The sequence below is a fragment of the Methylophilus sp. genome (assembly GCF_008015755.1).
Taxonomy (GTDB): Bacteria; Pseudomonadota; Gammaproteobacteria; order Burkholderiales; family Methylophilaceae; genus Methylophilus.
Map to the genome: position 1 here is coordinate 1 of NZ_SSGF01000016.1, position 19,241 is coordinate 19,241.

Genomic DNA, 19,241 nt, shown 5'->3' on the forward strand with positions numbered 1-19,241 from the left:
AGTGCGACAACATCTGCGCTCACTCCAGGGCGCTTTTGAAGCTCAATTTCATGCCGCCATTTGTAAAGGCTCTTTGTTGATACGCCAAGGCGTTGAGCAACATCCGCGACATCATGACCGCGTTCTGTGATTTGCTTTACAGCTTCGAACTTAAACTCGTCCGTGTATCTGATACCCTTCATGTAACTTACTCCGTTTGTTTTAGACATTATGATTTGTCTAGCAGAGCGGGTGAAGTCCAAACCTGCAAAATAAAAACACCTCTTAATTTGAGGTGTTTTTCAACAATAAATCATACTGTTATGATTTATTAAGTGCAGTTAAAACCGACTGCAACACCCCAGGAAACTTCTGCTCAATCTCTGCCACCCTCAGCGCATTCATATGCTCGGTGCCTTCAATTAAGGTTTCGACTAATCCGGCTGCGCGCAAAATTTTAAAGTGATGCGACAGGCTGGATTTAGGGCGATTCAAGTCAAACTCACCGCACGTCATTTTGCGCCCAGCATTGGCCAGTTGCCCGACGATCTCAAGCCGCGTGGGGTCAGACAGCGCATACATAATGTCGGTCAATTCGACTTGATCAATATTGGGATGTTTTATTTGCCGCATTTAATAATTTTACCTGAGGGCTTGATATTATTCTATTGTTCGATTATATTCGAACAATAGAAGTTAACACCAGATTTGATTAACCAATTCAACACGCCCAAAGGATGATGATGGCAGATTTATTTTCCAGCTACCAATTAAAGGATGTCACGCTCAGAAACCGCATCGCGATTCCGCCGATGTGCCAATACATGGCCGAAGACGGCCTGGTGAATGACTGGCATTTGGCGCATTACACCAGCCTGGCACGCGGCGGCAGCGGCTTGGTGATTGTAGAAGCCACAGGTGTGGCGCCTGAAGGCCGCATCACGCCGGGTTGCCTGGGCATCTGGAATGATGCACAAGCTGAAAAACTGCGTGAAATTGCAGCGGCCATTAAAGCGGCTGGTGCGGTGCCTGGCATCCAGATTGCACACGCTGGCCGCAAAGCCAGTGCCAACAAACCTTGGGAAGGCGACGACCATCTGCCAGCAAATGATCCGCGCGCTTGGCAACCGATCGCCCCGTCAGCGATTGCCTTTGGTGGTGATTTGCCACGTGTCCCAAAAGCAATGACGATAGAAGATATCAACCGCGTAAAAGCTGACTTTGTGGCCGCCGCCAAACGTGCGCGGGATGCAGGCTTTGAGTGGCTGGAAATCCACTTTGCGCATGGCTACCTCGGACAAAGTTTTACCTCTGCACATTCTAACCAACGCACCGATAGTTACGGCGGCAGTTTCGAGAACCGCTCGCGCTTCACCATCGAAACTCTGGAAGCCATCCGCGATGTGTGGCCAGAAAACCTGCCACTGACCGCACGATTTGGCGTCATTGAATACGATGGCAAAGATGAAGAAACCTTGAGTGAGTCGATTCAGCTAGTGAAAGCCTGGAAACAGCGCGGCCTGGATATGCTGAGTGTGAGTGTCGGCTTCACAATCCCTGAAACCAATATCCCCTGGGGACCGGCATTTTTGGCCCCCATTGCCCAGCGCGTACGTAATGAGGCCGGTATTCCAGTGTCATCCGCGTGGGGCTTTGGTGCGCCGTCATTGGCAGACAACGCGATCCGCAAACAAGAGCTGGACCTGGCCATGATAGGCCGCGCCCACCTCGAAAACCCGAATTGGCCCTATTTCGCTGCCAAGCAACTCGGCAAAGAAAACGCAGCCTGGGTGCTGCCTGCGCCTTATGCGCACTGGCTGGCAAGGTATCACAGCCCAACCCAAGACTAAGACGACGCGTGTGCCGTGCAAAAAACCTGCCTTCTGGCAGGTTTTTTTATATCGGCCTGATATCGTTTTAAGGCTTAAAAAAGCTAAAGGCTGTCAGCGCCCACTGACAGCCGAATCAGCATTGCGAGGATGTTGTGAATAAACATATCGCCGTAGTATGGATAGTAACAAGACAAATTTATAAAGCAATGTTTTGTGCCTTCATCAACTAAGGAAAAATATCATGAAAACATCTATTAAAACCAACGTGTTAGCAGCGACTTTCATTTGTATTGCCTCAACCCATGCGATGGCTTTCGATACAGATGAAATCAAAGACAATCAAGCGCCGTTGTCTACTGAATTTAATCAGCTTGATAAATCAGGGGATGGATTGCTTTCATACACCGAAGCCTCAGAAGATAAGCTTTTTACCAAAAAGCACTTTGCCAAGGCGGATGTAGATAAGGATGGCACCTTGAATCAAGACGAGTATTCCACTTATAAATCTAAGGCCGTTAAGAAAAACGTGTCTCGCGTGGTGGATGATAGTTTGATTACCACTAAGGCGAAGGAAGAATTGTTGAGAGCCAAAGATATCAAGAGCTTACAGATCAGTGTAGAAACTTACAAAGGTGAAGTGATCCTGAGTGGTTTTGTTGAAAACGCCGCGATGAAAGAAAAAGCAGAGAAAATCGTCGCAAAAATTGAAGGTGTGAAAGCGGTGAAGAACAGTTTAGAAGTTAAAAGCTAACTGCATACGCCAGAAAACACAACGGCCTCCAATTTGGAGGCCGTTGTCTATGGAATGCAGTGAAAGTGCATCGAAGTCTTGAGATCAGATTTAATCGCCAGACACTGACGGAATTTTATGAATACTTAAATCTGCGCCATCAAACTCTGACTCGGCATCTAAGCGAATACCAACCATTTTCTTGATCAAGCCATAAACAATGACACCGCCGACCAGGGCAATGGTCACGCCGACCAGCGTGCCGATGATCTGGCTGATCACACTGACGCCACCCATGCCACCTAATGCTGAGCAGCCGAAAATACCAGCGGCAATGCCACCCCAGGCGCCACATAAGCCGTGCAGTGGCCAGACGCCAAGTACGTCATCAATTTTTAAGCGGTTTTGAGTGACGGTAAACGCCCATACAAACAGCGAGCCTGCCACGGCACCCGTGACTAATGCGCCTAACGGGTGCATGACGTCAGAGCCAGCACAGACGGCGACCAGGCCCGCCAAAGGGCCGTTGTGGACAAAACCTGGGTCATTTTTACCCAGCACCAGTGCGGCCAGGGTGCCGCCGACCAAGGCCATGAGTGAGTTGACGGCAACCAGGCCAGAGATATTTTGAATTGCTTGTGCCGACATGACGTTAAAGCCAAACCAGCCGACCGTGAGTATCCAGGCGCCTAAAGCGAGAAAAGGAATATTTGACGGTGGGTAGGCATGCAAGCGGCCATCTTTGGTATAGCGGCCATTGCGCGCGCCCAGTAACACCACCGCAGCCAGCGCGATCCAGCCGCCCATGGCATGCACGACCACCGAGCCGGCAAAGTCATGAAAGCCAGCGCCAAAGCTGGTTTTTAACCAGTCTTGAAAGCCAAAATGGTTGTTCCAGGCGATGCCTTCAAAAAACGGGTAAACAAAACCGACAATTAAAAAGGTTGCGGCCATTTGCGGGTTGAATTTGGCGCGTTCAGCAATGCCGCCGGAGACAATGGCTGGGATGGCTGCGGCAAAGGTGAGCAGAAAAAAGAATTTGACCAGGTCATAGCCACTTTTCGCCGCCAAGACATCGGCGCCGCTGAAAAAATTGATACCGTAAGCAATGCTATAACCAATGAAAAAATAGGCAATGGTAGACACGCAAAAATCCACCATAATTTTAACCAGGGCATTGACCTGGTTTTTTTGACGCACGGTGCCGACTTCTAAAAAGGCAAACCCGGCATGCATCGCCAGCACCATAATGGCCCCAAGCAATACAAACAAGACGTCATTCGCTGACACTAATGCTTCCATTTCGCTCTCCGAACTATAGTTTTTATACAAAAGTTTTTTATATAGGCGCGTTTTGCCTTACGGCACGCTTTTTTATTGCGCATGTGGAAAGCAAATATCAGACCATTTGTATGTGGTTGATTTTAAAGGCAGGAGATTTTAGCTTACCCGCATAACGCACCAAAAACGAACCAACTAAAGTGCATTGCACATTTTTGGTGCGTTTTTACATAATCTCGGGCGGTTGCAGCTGTTTGAGCATTTCAACCGCATCGGGATGCGCCGCCCAAAAGTAGTAAAACTCACGCACAGCATTTAAAAACAGGTGGCGGGTATTTTTGAGGTTAAACAAAGGTAAAGTGGCATCGGCAGTGATGCGGAAAGCATTTTTTTCTGTCATCGGTGCTTCACGCAAACGCAGTAGCATCAGCTTGGCCATCCGCGTGCGCAGCTCGATGTCCATCTCCTGCTTGTGCTCCATCGATTTAAGCGCTTTCACATAGCCATTGAGCGCCCACAACTCCGAGGTTTCAAATTTTTCAGACTGCAAGGCTGGCCAGACGGATTGCAAGTCGATGACGGCAGGTTGCCAACTGATGGGGTGCAACTCAAATCCCACTGTATCTGCGTATTGCATGACCGCTTTAACATCGCCACGCCAAAACGGATAAAACTCGCGGATAATAGCGAGCAATTCCGGCCAACGTTGCGCCGGTTTATCGGCCAGGCAATCGTCAACCGCCTGGCGATAGGCGGTGCTGGTAGACTCTTGGCCTGCCAGCAATGGCGTTAACTCTGCCAGTAAGGCATCGCGTTGCGCCATAATGGCAGCATCCGCGCCCTTGCCATGCAATAAATTATAATAAGCTTGAATAGCGTCTGCTTCGCGACTTGAACTCATGACAGGCTGCACTGATATAGAGGAATATGAACTTGAAACATCATACACTGAAACCTTTGATCGCTTTATGGGAGAACAACAATGGCTGAATGGGCTTTATTAGCCATTTTAATCGCGGGTGCATGGTTTTGGATGGACTCTGTGGCCAAACGCGAAGCGGCGTTAAAGATAGGCCGTCAATTGGCAGAGCGTTGCCATTTGCAGTTTTTAGACGAAACCGTTGCCTGCTCGCGCGTCGGCTTTGCCCGCGATGGCAATGGCCGTATGCAATTGCAGCGCACGTATACCTTTGACGTCTCCAGCCAGGGCGTGGAGCGTATGGCCTGCCATTTGCAACTGCGCGGCGCGCAACTGGTGGCCTGGCACATTCCACCCTACGCAGCGCAATAATACCCACTCAAACATGGTCGTCGGCCGCTTTGCCCCCTCGCCCACCGGGCCCTTGCATTTTGGCTCACTGGTCGCTGCAGTCGCCAGTTATTGCGATGCCAAAAGCCGTGGCGGGCAATGGCTGTTGCGCATAGAAGACGTAGACCAAACACGGCATGTGGCGAGCGCCAGTGATGACATCATTCGTACCCTGCAACGCTATGGCTTTGTGTGGGATGGCGACATTGTTTATCAAAGCCAGCGCAGTGCACACTACCAAACCGCCCTGGCACAATTGCAGCAACGTGGCTTGGCTTATCCCTGTACTTGCTCACGCAAGGAAATTGCTGACTCCAGCACATTGCTCGGCATAGAAGGTGCCATTTATCCTGGCATCTGTTTGCAACATGCCACCAAACCCGGCGCCGCCGCTGCCTGGCGCATTAAAACAGACGCGCAAACCATCCGTTTTGCAGACCAGATGCAAGGCCAGCAGCAACACCAGATGGCGAGTGACATTGGTGACTTTGTGGTGAAACGCGCCGATGGATTATTCAGCTATCAATTAGCAGTGGTGGTGGATGATGCCTTGCAAGGCGTGACGCATGTGGTGCGTGGGGCAGATTTGCTCAACTCCACCACGCGGCAAATTTACCTGCAACAATTACTGGGCTACCCAACACCGGTCTACGCACATATTCCACTGGTACTCAATGCTGACGGCCAAAAACTGAGCAAACAGACTTTAGCGACCGCCTTACCAGAGGATAATGTTGTCGCAACGCTTGTCGCCGCACTCAGCTTCTTAAAACAAACGCTCCCCGCCGATGTGCAGTCATTCGCAGTAGCAGACCTATGGCAATGGGCCATCGCGCACTGGCAGTTGCCGAAAATTACCCGCCGTTAACAATCTGCCTGGCCGCACAATGGTAAAATAGCCATATGAACCAAGATCGCAACCAAGACCAATTACACCCGTTTATTTTTGAGCAGTCAGCCGTGCGTGGCAACTGTGTCCAGCTAGACCAAAGCCTGCTGACTGCGCTGGAGCACCAGACATTGCCACCAGCGCTGAAAAAAGTCATCGGCGAATTTACTGCCGCCAGCGTGCTGCTCACTGCCACGTTAAAAATGCAAGGCAAGATGATTTTACAATTACAAAGTCAGGGCGCGCTGCAACTGCTGGTGGTGGAATGTACCTCACAGCTCAATATTCGAACCACGGCTAAAGTTGGGAGTGAGTTACCTGGCGACCAGCTCACCGACTGGATCAAACAAGGGCAACTAGTGATTACCCTGATGCCAGAAGAGGGCGAGCCGTATCAAGGCATCGTGCCGCTAGAGGGCGACAGTATCGCCAGCATGCTGGAAAACTACATGCTGCGCTCACAACAAATTGATACGCGTTTGTGGTTAGCCTCAGATGGCGAACGCGCCTCAGGCCTGCTGCTGCAAAAACTGCCGCAACAGCAAGAAAGCGACCTCGATTGCTGGAACCGTGTGCAACACCTGGCAGGCACGGTGACAGACCAGGAATTGTTAAACCTGGACACGGTTACCTTGCTGCAACGCCTGTTTGTAGAAGAAGATGTGCGTTTGTTTAGTGGCCGCGAAGTGCTCGCATTTTGCAGTTGTTCACAAACCAGCGTCATCAATATGCTGCAAATGCTGGGCGTGGCCGAAGTGCGCAGCATCATTGAAGAACAAGGCAGCGTGCAGATTCAGTGCGATTTTTGTAACAAACACTATGTGGTCGACGAGCAAGAAGCGCTGGGCTTATTTGACGAAGATGATGACCACGAGGTCACACACTAAAAATAGTTAATCCGCCAGCAAGCGTTGGCGCTGGCATTCAAACAGCGCCACCGCCGTCGCTGCCGCCGCATTCAGCGACTCCAGCGCCAAAGTGCCTTGATGCGCCATCGGGATAGTAATGCAAGTACTCACGGCAGATTGCAAGGCCGCAGAAATTCCCGCGCCTTCGTTACCCACCGCAAACAAGACCGGCTCACGCAAGGATTGCTGATACAAGCTGTCACCCTGCATGGTCAACGCCAGGGTGTTACCGGCAAACGCATTAACCACCTCAATCGCATCCACCGCTTCCACCACCGGCAATACAAACTGCGCGCCCTGCCCGCCGCGCAAAGCCTTGGGTGACCAGGCATCGGTGCAGCCCTTGCTCAAGTAAGCCACCTGCACGCCCGCCGCAGCCGCCGTGCGCAACATACTACCCAAATTACCCGGGTCCTGAATATCCTCAATCAACAAGGCAAAATCCACGTGCTCAGGCAAGGCTGGCTCAGGAATATCCACCAGCGCCATCACGCCACTGCTAGATGCCACTGGCGCCAGTTCGGCAAACATCAACGTCGGCAGCAACATGGTGTCCACATCAGACAATTGCTGAATCAACCCAGTCGCCTCAACCGTGCTATGCCCTTCTGGAATAATCAACAACCGCGGCTCACCATAGGTTTGATAATACGCCTCGATTAAATGCACGCCCTCAAGCAGCGTTGACGCTGTTTTTTTACGCTCGCGCGACTGATCGAGCAGTTTGCGTAGCTGTTTAAAAACGGGATTATCGCGGGAGGTAATGTGTTTGAAGGCCATGGCGAGATTATACGTGAATTGGTTTGATGGCTGATTTGGGGATTATGAAGAAACATCATTTTCCTCAATTTTTGCTTCTGTGGGCTCATGTGACTTACTTTTTCGCCTCTCGGCGAGTCACTTTCTGATGCTTGCCCCTCAGAAAGTAACCAAAGAAGAGGGCACCCAGCCATCACGGCCTGCGGCTCCCTTGCGTTGCTCAACAAAATAAGCGGTCACGAAACTCGCCCTAGTGGCTTGCGCAGTGTGCAAGCCACTAGGGCGAGTTTCGATGACCGCCCGGCAAGCCGAGTAGCGCAGGAAACAAGCGGAAGCTGGGGTGCACTTTCTTTTGGTTACTTATTCTTTGTGCAAGCAAAGAAAAGTAACTCGCTGAAAAGCGAAAAGAAACATTACAAAAAACCACAACCGCGTGGGCATCCATGCCCAACCTACAACAACCACTCAAAGAATACCCTTTTACCGCAATCTCTCCACGCCGGGACTCTGGCCAATGCCGGAATGACGAAAACAGCTTATAAAGATAAATGAAAGAATGACTTTCTCGCCCATCACCAAACTTGTGACGCTAAAGCCCCTATCCAATTCACGTATAATCTCGTCATGGCAAAAACATTAGATTTAGAACGTATCCTGCATCGTCAGGGCTTTGGCACGCGCAAGATGTGCCGTATTTTAATCGTCAACGAAGAGGTCACCGTGAATGGTGAAGTCTGCGATGATCCGGACGCTAAATTCGCACTGGATGACACGCTGCATTTCACCGTCAACGGTGAAGCCTGGCAATACCGCGAACATAGTTATCTGATGATGCACAAACCTGCACATTATGAATGCACACACAAAACCCAGTTTCACCCAACCATTTATACCCTGCTGCCTGAGCCGCTGGTTGAGCGCGGTATTCAATGTATAGGCCGTTTAGACGAAGACACAACTGGTTTAATTCTGCTGTCGGATGATGGGCAATTTATCCATAAAGTCAGCTCACCCAAGCATCATGTGCCTAAAGTGTATGAAGTGACTTGCAAACACGCGTTGAGTGCGGCTGACCTTGCGCATTTGCTGTCCGGCGTGAAACTGCTTGATGAAGAAGAAACCATCACCGCACTGGCGGTGACCAGCGTGTCGACCACGGTGATTCATATGACGCTGGCGGAAGGCAAATACCACCAGGTCAAGCGTATGATTGCTGCGATTGGCAACCGTGTAGAGGCACTCAAGCGCATCAAAATTGGTCAATTGACATTGCCTGACACCATGGCAGCGGGCGAGTGGCGCTGGCTGTCTGCAGAGGATTTAATCGCTGTTCAGTCTTAATGTGCGCTCTGTAATCACATCACTCACAAGGAAATTCTATGACGTGGCTAACCCTGGTAATTGCTGGCTTGTTTGAAACGGCCTGGGCAATCGGCTTGAAATATACCGATGGATTTACGCGCTTTTGGCCGTCATTCTGGACCATTCTGGCGATGGTCATTAGCGTCTGGCTACTGGGCCTGTGCGTCAAGTCGCTGCCGGTAGGTACGGCATATGCGGTCTGGGTGGGTATAGGCGCGGTTGGTACCGTGATTGGCGGTATTTGGCTGTTTAACGAACCAGTATCGGCGCTGCGCATTGTCAGCCTGGGCTTGATTATGGCGGGCATTATTGGCTTAAAGCTGGCGACAACGCATCCCTAAGCAAAACTAGGTGAATGTGAAAACTAAGCTGGCGACACAGTTGTCTAGATTTTGTCCGCTTTAAAAAAGCGTTATCATCATAATTTGCCTAGACAGGATGGAGTGTTTTGCAAATACCGGCAACCCCTGCAAATGAAGTCGAGCGCTTGCACGTACTGCGTGCGCTGGCCATTTTGGATACCAAAGCAGAAGAGCGCTTTGACCGTTTAACCAGAATTGCGACGCGCATGTTTAACGTGCCGATTGCGTTGGTCAGCCTAGTGGATACTAATCGCCAATGGTTCAAGTCTTGCATCGGCTTGCCTATGCAAGAAACCTCCAGAGATATTTCTTTTTGCGGACATGCCATTTTGGGCAACGATACATTCGTGATTCATGATGCCTCCAAAGACCCCAGGTTTTGCGATAACCCGCTCGTCACCGCGGCGCCACATATTCGCTTTTATGCTGGCAGGCCGCTACGCACCACACATGGCTTCAAGATTGGTACGCTGTGCCTGATTGACTCGCAACCGCGTGCGTTCAGTGCCAGGGATATTGAGGACTTGGATGACCTGGCAGCCATGGTTGAAAGCGAACTAGCAGCCATTGAGTTGGCCACCATGGATGAACTCACCGACCTTAGTAATCGGCGTGGTTTTATCATGCTCGCAGAAAAATATCTCAGTTATTTTGGCCGCTATAAAATCTATGCCTCACTGGTATTTTTAGACCTGAATGACTTTAAGCTCATCAACGATACTTATGGTCACGATGAAGGCGACCGCAGCTTGCAGACCTTTGGCAAGGCTCTCAAGCAAATGGGGCGAAGTTCCGATATTTTTGCCCGACTGGGCGGCGATGAGTTTGTGATTCTGCTGGCGTCTACTCGCCAGCAAGAGGCGCATATTTTCACACAACGCCTGCGCAATCAGCTAGATTTAATCAGGCAACAACAGCGTCAGCCTTATCAAATCTTGTTTGCCCAGGGCATTGTCGAGTTTGATCCGGAGGTGCCGAAATCAGTCGAGCAACTGCTGATTGAGGGCGATGCGCTGATGTATCAATTAAAAAAATCCACCGCAGCACTCTCCAGCAAGTAGGTGGCTGCGCCAACTTTGGGCGCAGGCGCAGCTAACTTAACCTAACCACCCAACAGTTTTTGAGCTTTGGCCGTGGCATGATTAGCGGGATGTTTTTTAGCACTATGTATTTTACCGGATTGCTGCGCCACACAGGCACCACCGGCGCCACCGAGCCCGGCACCAATCATGGCTAATAAACGGCCGCCGCCTAAACCACGCCCTAGAATCGCACCACCAGCACCGCCAACCGCACCACCCAGCATGGTCGCCGGTTGCGTCTTGCCGCCATTGGCAACCACGCTACCAACAGCACCGCCCACCGCGCCACCTAAGACTTCTCCGGCAGGACCTAGCATCACTGCACCAATGGCAGAACCCGCGAGGCCACCGACGCCACTAGCGGCGACGGCTTGGTTATTGCAAGTTTGTGCCTGCACAACATGCGTCATACAGAGCAGGCTGATCGCTAATATCCAGACTTTCATGCATAGACTCCTGCATCAACATGCAATGATGCTGTGTTAATAATCATGACCCGGTATTAATCATGGACCCTATATTAATCATGACCGTGGTGACCACGACCATGATGATGGCCATGTCTTTTCCCTTTTTTACCGCGGTAACTTCTCTGGTATGGATCGGGTTCGTCAATCACCTTACCCACTACCGCGCCACCTGCACCGCCAACCCCAGCGCCCACTAACGCACCGGTGGTCGTGCCACTGACCTTGCGGCCAACCATGGCACCTGTCGCACCGCCAGCAGCACCGCCAAGAATCGCGCCGGTGCGCCCTGCACGACCGGTGGTCGCTGCGCCACCCAGGCCACCACCCACGGCACCACCAATGACTTCACCCGTGCTGCCACCGAGCACGCTGCCCACCGCGGTACCCGCCGCGGCACCGACGCCGCCGCCGAGACCGGTCTCAAGGTTATCTGCCATCACTTGTGTTGACAGTAAAGCCAACACGCTCCATACCCCGCATAATGTTAAAAACTTCATGATCTTCCCTTATGTTAATCAACCGTTTACCTAGATAAACGGCTTGCTTGAATCGACTTGATTGAATCTATGTTATTTTAAACTGTCTTTAGGACATTCTTAGTGTAAATACATCACCTTTTTAAGATTATCATATGTCAGTTATTCGTTTGTCAGCCCTGCTTACACCTTTATTTGCACTTGTCCTGACAAGCTGCTCAGCGCCCTTACCGCCACAAGCTGAGCAAGCCGTTGTGCAGCGTTTTGATCCTAACCAGTATGTCGGCACCTGGTATGAAATTGCCAGGCTGGATAACCGCTTTGAAAAAGGGCTGGAACAAGTCACAGCCACCTACAGCTTGCAAGCAGATGGCACACTTAAGGTCGTTAACCGTGGATTTAATCCCGATAAAAACGACTGGAGCGAAGCCATCGGCAAAGCTAAATTTGCGGACCCAGCGAACGCAGATGGTAGCCGTACTGGTCGACTCAAAGTGTCGTTTTTTGGCCCGTTTTATGGCGATTACAACATCCTTGAATTAGACCAGCCTTACTACAATTACGCATTAGTTAGCAGCGGTCGCGACTATTTATGGATACTGTCACGCACGCCACAACTCACTTATCCGATCAAACAGCACCTGATGGCTAAAGCAAAAGCCTTGGGCTTTGCAACCGATCAATTATTGTTCATCCGCCAGTCCAACCAGGTTGAGTACGAATCCGGTCGACATGTGGTGCCCCAGCATCACTAACTCTTGCCTGGTTAAACCGCTGAGCATCAGCACGCGGGAGGGCTGAGCCTCCCGCGCTGTTCATTGCGCGTCTATTTGCTCAGTGGCTGGCTGCTCGCTGTTAGCCCCTGCTGCTGGCGCGTCCATCATTGGATCCAAGCCTTCTGGAACAGGCGCTGGCACAGCTTCACCGGCACTGTAGCGCAATGCGCCTAACACGGCATACACACCATCCGCCTGCTTGGCAAGCTGCGTGACGGTCTCTACGTCTTGCTTAGAGCCGACTTCACCGCTCAATTGCACCACTCCCTGGGCATCAGCGTCCACCTGGATACTGGCAGCATCGATACCATGGGTTTGCAGGATATTTTTGACATTATCAACCACGGTGTCGCTAGGTAAAAAGTGATACATGGCATCATTTTTTGCGACCAACTCAGCGGCTGATACGGCGGCACTGCCACCAACCAATACGGCGACCATACTACTCATTGCCAGATAACGATTCATCTTAATCATGATGTTTCCTTTCTGTTGTATAAGGTGGCGAGTTGTTCAAGTTGTACAGAGGATGAATCAGTCAACACATGAAGAACAACCCGCCGCAAGAAAAAAGCAAGCTACGCACTTGGGAGAGAATTTGTAGCTTGCGAGGGGGTGTTTGTTAACCTTTCACCACAATAGCGTTTTTCACAGATTTCACGCCTTCCACTGCGGCCACCAATTGCTCGGCCTTAGATTTGAGTGCGGCTTCGCTGACGAAACCACTGATCAGCACTTCACCTTTGTGTGTTTCGACACTGATTTTGAGTGACTTCAAGGACTCTTCTTCCAGCAAACGGGCTTTCACTTTGGTCGTGATCCAGCTGTCGGACATCGCGCCTTTGATGGCTTTTTGACTGGTTTGTGTTTTGAGCTCTGCATATTCGTCATAGCTCAAACTGCCATCTTTGTCGTGGTCATAGGCTTTAAAGTCTTGCTGCTTGACCGCTTTATCCTGTTGCAGCTCGGACCAGGTCAGTGTGTTGTTGGCATTTTTATCTAGCGTATTAAATTCTTCCAGATAAGGTTTTTCACCGTTCTGGACTTCCTGCAAATCGAATGCAAAAGCATTTAAGGTGATGGTTGTCGCCAACAGGCCGCCAAAGATTGTTGCTTGTGTGTATTTTGACATTAACATGAGCGTCTCCTTATTCACGCATGACACAAAACAGTTCTGCTGTCTTGTGTAGCCATATTAATCAGGCTATCGTGTCAGGTCAGTCGTCCAACGACTGAATGTCCTGTCAGAAATGGCCTACATTCAGGCCGGGCTGCGATTAGCTAGTAGAGGAATCACTCTTGAGATAAGGTAACAGCACACGCGTGCTGGTGCCTTGTTGAGGGGCGCTGGAGATTTCATAATGTCCGCCGATAGTCTCGACACGGTTAGACATACCGCTGATACCATGCGTGCTATTGGTGAGCTTTTCAGGGTCAAAACCAATACCGTTATCGACAATTTCCAACTTGATATGCTGCTCGTCATGCATAAGATGCACAGACACCTCAGTGGCTTTGGCATATTTGCTGCAGTTATTCAAACTCTCTTGCACCAGCCGGTAAACAATCAGACTCACCGTTTCGTTAATCGCCATTTCCTGCTCAGGCATAATAATATCCATCTGCCACTGGTTACGCATTCTGGCTTCGTCTATCAAGTTTTGCAGTGAGGCAATCAGGCCAAAGCTTTTGATCATGGCCGGATGGAGGTTTTGCACGATTTCACGTTTAAAGTTGATACTGCGATCCAAGTATTGATTGGTCTTTTTAAGCTTTTCGGTCACCTGCGGCAATTGGTCTTTCAAATGCTTGATCGCCCAGGAGATATCCATCTTAATCGCTGTCAGCAACGAGCCCAGCTCATCATGCAACTCTCTGGATAACTGATAACGCTCATGCTCAATATTGGTTTGTGCCTGCAAAGCCTGGCCTTGCACGGTGGTGGTTAGCCGTTGAATATTGCGCTCATATTCGGTATTTTCATCTGTCAGCCTGACATATAAGTCCGCTTTCTCCGCCAGTTCACGCAACAAACGACGAATCACCAGCACCACCAATGACACAAAAATAAGCGGACAAGCCATGACAAACCAACGCATAAATTTACGTGTGGTATCACGAGCATTCGCTACTTCATCGCGGTAATCGAGCACCAGTTGTTCAAACTGACGCGATAACACTTCAATATTGCGGCTTTCCTTGACCCCGGAATCCAGCTTGACCACCGCCAATGCTTTATCAAATTGTCGTTTTTTGGCGAAATCAATCGTCACGCTCATTTCTGCCGACTTTTTAACAATACTGTTTACCAGTTCATTCATGGTGGTTTGTATCACCGGATGTCTGACCAGATTGGTATGATTGAGCAATTGATTGATGTCTTGCAGCTGCTGCCCCATTTGTTTGGTCGCCTCATCATAGGGCTCAAAGTAGCTTTCCGAGCGCGTCAACAGGTATCCACGCTGCGCACTCTCGGCAATCGCCAGGTTAGATTGTGTCTTCCAGGTTTCGAGCAGCAATTGGTCAAGCAGGGTCAACACATCGGTTTTTTCACGCGTGGTGACAATAAAACGATCATTCACCACCAGCATGGCAGCCGCCAGCATCAAACTGACCGTGAGTAAAGCGACGGTGTTACCACCAAAGGTATCACTGATTTTTTCCAGCCGGTCTAGCAGGGCGATAAGGGTGGTTCTAACTTTTTGCATGGCGATCGAATGAAAAGATTGAAAAATCAGGCAATCCGGCGTAACGTTTTTAACATCTATTGTTCACAATATATCAAATGCATCATAGCGGTGTTGTGGCTTAACAGCAACGTAAAGATAGAATCGCGGCATTCATTAACACGCTGTCAGAGAATTCCGACCCGACTATCGGTAGCTGGCCGATAGAGAACCCTGCGGCCAGTCGCGTATGATGGGTCACATGCTGAAAACACAAGTCGTTTCATTAACGCGCTAACTAAGGCACACTGTTTTCATTCATCTGTAACCACGATTTAAAAAGGAGTTTCAAAATGTTTAATTTTTCAAAAGACAATGTTGAGAACACAACCGATCGTTTGGCTAAAAAATCTGATCAGGCCATTGAACAAATTGCTGCACAGGTTAAATCGACCGCCAATGAATTATTGGATGCGGTCAATGACACGGCAGACAACACGCAGGATAAGGCGAAAGAGCTGATTCATACCCTAAAAAGTAACCTGGACCGTTTGACCAGTGAAGAAAGCGCAGCATCAATTGCCTCTGATCTGAGTTCAAAGGCCGGTCGCGTCAAGGAGCAGGTGCAACGTGAAGTCAGCGACACCTACCACACCATTAAAGACAAAACAGTCGATACCGTGCAAGAACATCCACTTGGGACTGTGCTGGTAGCCGCTGGTGTCGGTTTGCTGATAGGATATCTGCTCGGCACTAAACGTGGTGAATAAGCAAGGAAAGCTATGTGGGTAAACCTCTTGAAATTTGTCGCTGTTTTGTTTTTAAATCGCAAGGTGAACGCGTTGAAAGGCAGTTTTTTTAATTTGCGTCATCACCTTGCCGATTACACAGAGGATCGTGCGCAACAACTAAAACAGGATTTTCTGGAGGAAACTGAACGCCTGGCCACCAGCATGGTAGGCATGTTGGTGGTGTTCAGTATGTTCATTTTTACCGGATTATTAGGCTTGATGTGGCTGTTTTCACTGTTGTGGCAACATCCACATCGTTCTCTGATTTTGGGCCTGGCGATGCTGGTGCCGACGGTCATTGGCGTGATTGTTTTTTTCGCGGTACGTGGGATCTGGCACAAAAAGCCGTTATTTGCTGATTCTTTGACTATGATTAGCCATGACTGGCAACTGTTTAGAAAAGAAATGAGCCCTGCCGAACCCACTGAGCCGGTAGCCGCGCCTCAAGCGGATACTGCCAAAGCTGCAAGCTGATAAAAACCTGACTAACGAGTTGAAGAGAGCCGCATGAAAAGAATTCTATTGGTAGATGATCACAGCATTGTCCGTGATGGTTTACGCAACCTGATTGAACTGGAAACTGATCTGCAAGTGACCGGGGAAGCTTCGTCAGGCGCTGAAGCGATTCAGCTGGTCCGCAAAAATGAATATGATGCCATGGTGCTGGATATTTCCATGCCGGACAAAAACGGTGTAGATACCTTGCATGAATTAAAGCATGTCTCGCCAGACTTGCCCGTGTTGGTATTGAGTGGTTATGCTGAGGATCAATATGCGCTCAATTTAATGCGCAACGGTTGTAAGGGCTATCTATCCAAGAATGCAGATTCGGATGAAATCATTCTGGCGATTCGCACGGTATCGGCCGGTAAGCGCTATATATCGGCAGAACTGGCCGAATTAATGACCAATGAACTCAGCCATCCGTCTGAAAAGCAATTGCATGAAACTTTGTCTGACCGTGAGTTTCAGGTGTTCGTCAAACTGGCAACTGGCCAAACGCCGACCGCTATTGCAGATGAGTTATTTATCAGTATTAAAACGGTGAGTACTTACCGTAGCCGCATTTTAGAGAAAATGGCCATGAAATCGAATGCTGATTTGACCTACTATGCGATTAAATACGGGTTGCTTAATTAAGCCCATACCATGGAATATGCGTATGAAAACGATTATCAAGCAGCCTGTGTTAACCACTTATTTGACATCAGTCACTGGTTAAACTGTCATGTATAGATTATTGTTAGTTGAAGATTCCGCACTGATTCGTGATGTCATCGTTGAGATGCTGCACGACTGTGATCAATTGGACGTCAAGGACATCGCCACCACCAGCGATGAAGCCATAGACTTGCTCAACTCAAGACAATACGACATGATCGTGCTGGATATTGAATTAGCCAAAGGCACCGGCTTTGATGTGGTGCGCCATACACGCCAGCAAAACTACCCGTTTAAAGTGCCAGACATTGTCATGCTGACCAACCATGGCAATAGCTACTACCGCAATCTGGCGCACAATATGGGCGTGGAATACTTCTTCGATAAATCTCTGCAATTTGACGAGTGCATGGACGTGATCCAGCAGCACGCCAGCCATCTTTCCTGATTAGCCCACTTTCATGCTGACGGTGGACGCTATGCCCACACATTTTTGCACACGACTGTTGTCTGCATGCCTGTGTATGACCAGCCTGTGGCTGTCAGGGTGTGCGACGATTCCAGATGCCAAACAGGCGCTTAGCGAGATCAAGACACAGACCCAACCCGTGACGGTGGTGACAGCCAAACAAACCTTACCCCCTGGCAAAGTTGATCAAGCCTTAAAGAAACTGACTAGCGACGAAAGCATCCGTACCTCACTGGCCGAACACTTGCGTGTGGAGCAGGCGCTGTCGGGCAATAGCTTGTACGCTGATAACAAAGTCACCATGCTGTTTAATGGCGAATTGACCTTTAGCCATATGCGGCAGGCGCTCGAAAAAGCGCAACAGCATATTCATCTAGAATACTTTACCTTTGAGGATGTGGATTTGGGGGGCATCACCCTGCAGGCGCTGCTGCTGGAGAAATTAGCGCAAGGGGTCAGCGTACATCTCATCTACGATGCGATTGGCTCCGCCGATACGCCACCGGCACTGTTTGATCATTTGAAAGCAGCTGGGGCCAAAATCACGGTGTTTCATCCGGTGCAAGCCAGCAGCCTCGCCAGCATTAACCAACGTGACCATCGCAAAATCATGGTGGTTGACGGCAAGCTCGCCATTGTTGGTGGCGTTAACTTGAGCAAAACCTACCAAAGCAAAGGCTCACTGCGGTTTTTTAGCAAACAAAAACTGCCCGACCTGCAACAAGCGAACTGGCGAGATACCGACATCATGATCACCGGCCCGGTGGTGGCCAATATCCAGCAAGCCTTTCTGGCGCACTGGGATGCTGCACAGCCGCTGGACACGCGTGGTTTTTTTCCAACTTTAACCAAACAGGGAGGACAGTTTGTGCGTGTGATCACCACGCCCGCCAGCAAACGTAAAAATACCGACTCACCATACTACTTGGCCCTGATCGCTGCCATTCAGAATGCACAACATCATATCATCCTCAATTCCGCCTACTTTGTGCCCACCAGCGCACAAGAGGAGGCCTTGGTCAACGCCGCCGACCGCGGCGTACAGGTGTCATTACTGGTGCCCAGTTTTAGTGACTCTACGCTGTCCATGCATGTACAGCGCTCGCATTACAGCCACTTGCTCAAACACGGCATTGCGATTTACGAGATGCAGGATCAAGTATTACATGCCAAAATGGTCTCTATTGACGGGGTCTGGTCGGTGATTGGCAGCTCGAACTTCGATTACCGCAGCGCAGGCATCAATGCCGAAATTGATGTGGTGATATTGGGCAACGACACCGCCAGTCTGCTGGAAAGCCGCTTTGAGCAGGATGTGAAGAATGCTGAGAAAATTGAATGGCAGCAGTGGCAGGAGCGTCCGCTCTGGCAAAAAATCAAGCAGCAATCATCGCGTATGTTTGAGGGTATGCTGTAAAACGAATCATACGCTGACAGGATAGACGCACTGAAATGATCGATAAGGACACCTGGGAATTACTGAGTTATGTCGTCACCGTCGTCGGCTTGCCGCTGGCGATTGTGACCTTTATGCTTGAACAGCGTAAAGAGCGCGAAAATGAGGACGAAGAGGTGTATCAGCTGCTGGCAGACAACTACACCGACTTTTTAAAACTGGTGATGACCAATCCTGACCTGCAGCTGCGCTCGCACAGCGAATCCCTGGCCATGACGGCAGATCAGGAGGAGCGCAAACTGGTGCTGTTTGAGATATTGATTTCGCTGTTTGAACGCGCCTATTTGCTCACCTACGACCCAGACATGCGCGGCAAACGCCTGCGGCGCTGGATGTCATGGGAGGACTATATGCGTGAGTGGTGCCAGCGTGAAGATTTTCGCCAGCATCTGCCACGCTTGTTAGTGGGCGAGGATGCTGACTTTGTTGCGCATATTACGCGCATTGCGCAAGAAGCGGCGCAATAACGCAGTGCGCCTCGGC

Annotated in this window: 25 protein-coding genes; 15 read left to right on the top strand and 10 right to left on the bottom strand. The window is 50.0% G+C overall.

Features of this window, described 5'->3' with window-relative positions; all coding sequences use genetic code 11:
• On the bottom strand, positions 1-182 hold a 182-nt coding region (locus tag E6Q52_RS06620; protein ID WP_292820124.1), incomplete at its 3' end, for a transposase.
• 118 nt (positions 183-300) lie between these two features.
• Positions 301-612: a helix-turn-helix domain-containing protein gene (locus E6Q52_RS06625; protein ID WP_292820127.1), complete on the bottom strand. Its 312-nt coding sequence runs from the start codon at positions 610-612 to the stop codon at positions 301-303.
• A 110-nt stretch (positions 613-722) separates the two neighbouring features.
• Between E6Q52_RS06625 and E6Q52_RS06630 the strand changes: the two genes are divergently transcribed.
• Both E6Q52_RS06630 and E6Q52_RS06635 read left to right on the top strand, forming a co-directional pair.
• Positions 723-1,829 carry an NADH:flavin oxidoreductase/NADH oxidase gene (locus E6Q52_RS06630; protein WP_292820131.1) on the top strand — a complete coding sequence of 369 codons (1,107 nt, stop codon included), beginning with the start codon at positions 723-725 and terminating at the stop codon, positions 1,827-1,829.
• Between the two features lie 223 nt (positions 1,830-2,052).
• Entirely contained in the window at positions 2,053-2,562 is a 510-nt protein-coding gene (locus E6Q52_RS06635) for a BON domain-containing protein (protein WP_292820134.1), read from the top strand.
• A 90-nt stretch (positions 2,563-2,652) separates the two neighbouring features.
• On the opposite strand, the gene E6Q52_RS06640 is transcribed toward E6Q52_RS06635, so the two are convergent.
• Positions 2,653-3,843 carry an ammonium transporter gene (locus tag E6Q52_RS06640; RefSeq protein ID WP_292820137.1) on the bottom strand — a complete coding sequence of 397 codons (1,191 nt, stop codon included), beginning with the start codon at positions 3,841-3,843 and terminating at the stop codon, positions 2,653-2,655.
• Positions 3,844-4,048: 205 nt separating this feature from the next.
• A complete protein-coding gene (locus E6Q52_RS06645) occupies positions 4,049-4,723 on the bottom strand; it encodes a hypothetical protein (RefSeq protein WP_292820140.1) in 675 nt (224 codons plus the stop codon).
• Positions 4,724-4,804: 81 nt separating this feature from the next.
• Between E6Q52_RS06645 and E6Q52_RS06650 the strand changes: the two genes are divergently transcribed.
• Genes E6Q52_RS06650 through E6Q52_RS06660 form a run of 3 tightly spaced genes read left to right on the top strand, consistent with a single transcriptional unit; the run spans position 4,805 to position 6,907 of the window.
• The gene (locus tag E6Q52_RS06650; RefSeq protein WP_024929275.1) at positions 4,805-5,113 is read left to right on the top strand and encodes a DUF3301 domain-containing protein; all 309 of its coding nucleotides are present in this window, start codon (positions 4,805-4,807) and stop codon (positions 5,111-5,113) included.
• A 13-nt stretch (positions 5,114-5,126) separates the two neighbouring features.
• Complete coding sequence (gene gluQRS, locus E6Q52_RS06655; protein WP_292820144.1) at positions 5,127-5,999, top strand: tRNA glutamyl-Q(34) synthetase GluQRS; 873 nt, start codon at positions 5,127-5,129, stop codon at positions 5,997-5,999.
• Between the two features lie 35 nt (positions 6,000-6,034).
• Positions 6,035-6,907, top strand: coding sequence for an Hsp33 family molecular chaperone HslO (locus E6Q52_RS06660; RefSeq protein ID WP_292820147.1), 873 nt, complete (start codon positions 6,035-6,037; stop codon positions 6,905-6,907).
• A 6-nt stretch (positions 6,908-6,913) separates the two neighbouring features.
• Here E6Q52_RS06660 and E6Q52_RS06665 read toward each other — a convergent pair whose 3' ends face one another.
• The gene (locus E6Q52_RS06665; protein WP_292820150.1) at positions 6,914-7,708 is read right to left on the bottom strand and encodes an RNA methyltransferase; all 795 of its coding nucleotides are present in this window, start codon (positions 7,706-7,708) and stop codon (positions 6,914-6,916) included.
• 603 nt (positions 7,709-8,311) lie between these two features.
• Between E6Q52_RS06665 and E6Q52_RS06670 the strand changes: the two genes are divergently transcribed.
• From E6Q52_RS06670 to E6Q52_RS06680, 3 genes are all read left to right on the top strand, one after another.
• Positions 8,312-9,028: a 16S rRNA pseudouridine(516) synthase gene (locus E6Q52_RS06670; protein ID WP_292820155.1), complete on the top strand. Its 717-nt coding sequence runs from the start codon at positions 8,312-8,314 to the stop codon at positions 9,026-9,028.
• Positions 9,029-9,066: 38 nt separating this feature from the next.
• Positions 9,067-9,390, top strand: coding sequence for a quaternary ammonium compound efflux SMR transporter SugE (gene sugE / locus E6Q52_RS06675; RefSeq protein ID WP_292820158.1), 324 nt, complete (start codon positions 9,067-9,069; stop codon positions 9,388-9,390).
• Positions 9,391-9,497: 107 nt separating this feature from the next.
• On the top strand, positions 9,498-10,472 hold the full coding sequence (locus E6Q52_RS06680; RefSeq protein WP_292820161.1) for a diguanylate cyclase: 975 nt from the start codon (positions 9,498-9,500) through the stop codon (positions 10,470-10,472).
• 41 nt (positions 10,473-10,513) lie between these two features.
• Here E6Q52_RS06680 and E6Q52_RS06685 read toward each other — a convergent pair whose 3' ends face one another.
• A complete protein-coding gene (locus tag E6Q52_RS06685) occupies positions 10,514-10,939 on the bottom strand; it encodes a bacteriocin (RefSeq protein WP_292820164.1) in 426 nt (141 codons plus the stop codon).
• Between the two features lie 74 nt (positions 10,940-11,013).
• Positions 11,014-11,460 carry a glycine zipper domain-containing protein gene (locus E6Q52_RS06690; protein WP_292820167.1) on the bottom strand — a complete coding sequence of 149 codons (447 nt, stop codon included), beginning with the start codon at positions 11,458-11,460 and terminating at the stop codon, positions 11,014-11,016.
• A gap of 134 nt (positions 11,461-11,594) precedes the next feature.
• Between E6Q52_RS06690 and E6Q52_RS06695 the strand changes: the two genes are divergently transcribed.
• Positions 11,595-12,194 (top strand): lipocalin family protein, encoded by a 600-nt coding sequence (locus E6Q52_RS06695; RefSeq protein WP_292820170.1) that lies wholly within the window; start codon positions 11,595-11,597, stop codon positions 12,192-12,194.
• A 60-nt stretch (positions 12,195-12,254) separates the two neighbouring features.
• On the opposite strand, the gene E6Q52_RS06700 is transcribed toward E6Q52_RS06695, so the two are convergent.
• From E6Q52_RS06700 to E6Q52_RS06710, 3 genes are all read right to left on the bottom strand, one after another.
• Entirely contained in the window at positions 12,255-12,692 is a 438-nt protein-coding gene (locus E6Q52_RS06700) for a BON domain-containing protein (protein ID WP_292820172.1), read from the bottom strand.
• A 145-nt stretch (positions 12,693-12,837) separates the two neighbouring features.
• Positions 12,838-13,353: a BON domain-containing protein gene (locus E6Q52_RS06705; RefSeq protein ID WP_292820175.1), complete on the bottom strand. Its 516-nt coding sequence runs from the start codon at positions 13,351-13,353 to the stop codon at positions 12,838-12,840.
• A gap of 139 nt (positions 13,354-13,492) precedes the next feature.
• Positions 13,493-14,923, bottom strand: coding sequence for a CHASE3 domain-containing protein (locus E6Q52_RS06710; protein WP_292820178.1), 1,431 nt, complete (start codon positions 14,921-14,923; stop codon positions 13,493-13,495).
• A 311-nt stretch (positions 14,924-15,234) separates the two neighbouring features.
• Between E6Q52_RS06710 and E6Q52_RS06715 the strand changes: the two genes are divergently transcribed.
• From E6Q52_RS06715 to E6Q52_RS06740, 6 genes are all read left to right on the top strand, one after another.
• Complete coding sequence (locus E6Q52_RS06715) at positions 15,235-15,651, top strand: hypothetical protein (RefSeq protein ID WP_292820181.1); 417 nt, start codon at positions 15,235-15,237, stop codon at positions 15,649-15,651.
• 12 nt (positions 15,652-15,663) lie between these two features.
• Complete coding sequence (locus E6Q52_RS06720) at positions 15,664-16,146, top strand: hypothetical protein (RefSeq protein WP_292820184.1); 483 nt, start codon at positions 15,664-15,666, stop codon at positions 16,144-16,146.
• A gap of 33 nt (positions 16,147-16,179) precedes the next feature.
• The gene (locus E6Q52_RS06725) at positions 16,180-16,812 is read left to right on the top strand and encodes a response regulator transcription factor (RefSeq protein WP_292820187.1); all 633 of its coding nucleotides are present in this window, start codon (positions 16,180-16,182) and stop codon (positions 16,810-16,812) included.
• 88 nt (positions 16,813-16,900) lie between these two features.
• Entirely contained in the window at positions 16,901-17,281 is a 381-nt protein-coding gene (locus E6Q52_RS06730) for a response regulator (protein ID WP_292820190.1), read from the top strand.
• A gap of 76 nt (positions 17,282-17,357) precedes the next feature.
• Positions 17,358-18,719, top strand: coding sequence for a phosphatidylserine/phosphatidylglycerophosphate/cardiolipin synthase family protein (locus tag E6Q52_RS06735; protein WP_292820192.1), 1,362 nt, complete (start codon positions 17,358-17,360; stop codon positions 18,717-18,719).
• A 35-nt stretch (positions 18,720-18,754) separates the two neighbouring features.
• Positions 18,755-19,225: a hypothetical protein gene (locus E6Q52_RS06740; protein ID WP_292820195.1), complete on the top strand. Its 471-nt coding sequence runs from the start codon at positions 18,755-18,757 to the stop codon at positions 19,223-19,225.
• The last annotated feature ends 16 nt before the right edge of the window (positions 19,226-19,241 follow it).

What these genes read in the sequence shown, in the direction of transcription:
- E6Q52_RS06625 (WP_292820127.1), bottom strand. Translation starts at nt 612, where the DNA reads ATGCGGCAAATAAAACATCCCAATATTGATCAAGTCGAATTGACCGAC.
- E6Q52_RS06630 (WP_292820131.1), top strand. Translation starts at nt 723, where the DNA reads ATGGCAGATTTATTTTCCAGCTACCAATTAAAGGATGTCACGCTCAGA.
- E6Q52_RS06635 (WP_292820134.1), top strand. Translation starts at nt 2,053, where the DNA reads ATGAAAACATCTATTAAAACCAACGTGTTAGCAGCGACTTTCATTTGT.
- E6Q52_RS06640 (WP_292820137.1), bottom strand. Translation starts at nt 3,843, where the DNA reads ATGGAAGCATTAGTGTCAGCGAATGACGTCTTGTTTGTATTGCTTGGG.
- E6Q52_RS06645 (WP_292820140.1), bottom strand. Translation starts at nt 4,723, where the DNA reads ATGAGTTCAAGTCGCGAAGCAGACGCTATTCAAGCTTATTATAATTTA.
- E6Q52_RS06650 (WP_024929275.1), top strand. Translation starts at nt 4,805, where the DNA reads ATGGCTGAATGGGCTTTATTAGCCATTTTAATCGCGGGTGCATGGTTT.
- gluQRS (WP_292820144.1), top strand. Translation starts at nt 5,127, where the DNA reads ATGGTCGTCGGCCGCTTTGCCCCCTCGCCCACCGGGCCCTTGCATTTT.
- E6Q52_RS06660 (WP_292820147.1), top strand. Translation starts at nt 6,035, where the DNA reads ATGAACCAAGATCGCAACCAAGACCAATTACACCCGTTTATTTTTGAG.
- E6Q52_RS06665 (WP_292820150.1), bottom strand. Translation starts at nt 7,708, where the DNA reads ATGGCCTTCAAACACATTACCTCCCGCGATAATCCCGTTTTTAAACAG.
- E6Q52_RS06670 (WP_292820155.1), top strand. Translation starts at nt 8,312, where the DNA reads ATGGCAAAAACATTAGATTTAGAACGTATCCTGCATCGTCAGGGCTTT.
- sugE (WP_292820158.1), top strand. Translation starts at nt 9,067, where the DNA reads ATGACGTGGCTAACCCTGGTAATTGCTGGCTTGTTTGAAACGGCCTGG.
- E6Q52_RS06685 (WP_292820164.1), bottom strand. Translation starts at nt 10,939, where the DNA reads ATGAAAGTCTGGATATTAGCGATCAGCCTGCTCTGTATGACGCATGTT.
- E6Q52_RS06690 (WP_292820167.1), bottom strand. Translation starts at nt 11,460, where the DNA reads ATGAAGTTTTTAACATTATGCGGGGTATGGAGCGTGTTGGCTTTACTG.
- E6Q52_RS06695 (WP_292820170.1), top strand. Translation starts at nt 11,595, where the DNA reads ATGTCAGTTATTCGTTTGTCAGCCCTGCTTACACCTTTATTTGCACTT.
- E6Q52_RS06700 (WP_292820172.1), bottom strand. Translation starts at nt 12,692, where the DNA reads ATGATTAAGATGAATCGTTATCTGGCAATGAGTAGTATGGTCGCCGTA.
- E6Q52_RS06705 (WP_292820175.1), bottom strand. Translation starts at nt 13,353, where the DNA reads ATGTTAATGTCAAAATACACACAAGCAACAATCTTTGGCGGCCTGTTG.
- E6Q52_RS06710 (WP_292820178.1), bottom strand. Translation starts at nt 14,923, where the DNA reads ATGCAAAAAGTTAGAACCACCCTTATCGCCCTGCTAGACCGGCTGGAA.
- E6Q52_RS06715 (WP_292820181.1), top strand. Translation starts at nt 15,235, where the DNA reads ATGTTTAATTTTTCAAAAGACAATGTTGAGAACACAACCGATCGTTTG.
- E6Q52_RS06720 (WP_292820184.1), top strand. Translation starts at nt 15,664, where the DNA reads ATGTGGGTAAACCTCTTGAAATTTGTCGCTGTTTTGTTTTTAAATCGC.
- E6Q52_RS06725 (WP_292820187.1), top strand. Translation starts at nt 16,180, where the DNA reads ATGAAAAGAATTCTATTGGTAGATGATCACAGCATTGTCCGTGATGGT.
- E6Q52_RS06730 (WP_292820190.1), top strand. Translation starts at nt 16,901, where the DNA reads ATGTATAGATTATTGTTAGTTGAAGATTCCGCACTGATTCGTGATGTC.
- E6Q52_RS06735 (WP_292820192.1), top strand. Translation starts at nt 17,358, where the DNA reads ATGACCAGCCTGTGGCTGTCAGGGTGTGCGACGATTCCAGATGCCAAA.
- E6Q52_RS06740 (WP_292820195.1), top strand. Translation starts at nt 18,755, where the DNA reads ATGATCGATAAGGACACCTGGGAATTACTGAGTTATGTCGTCACCGTC.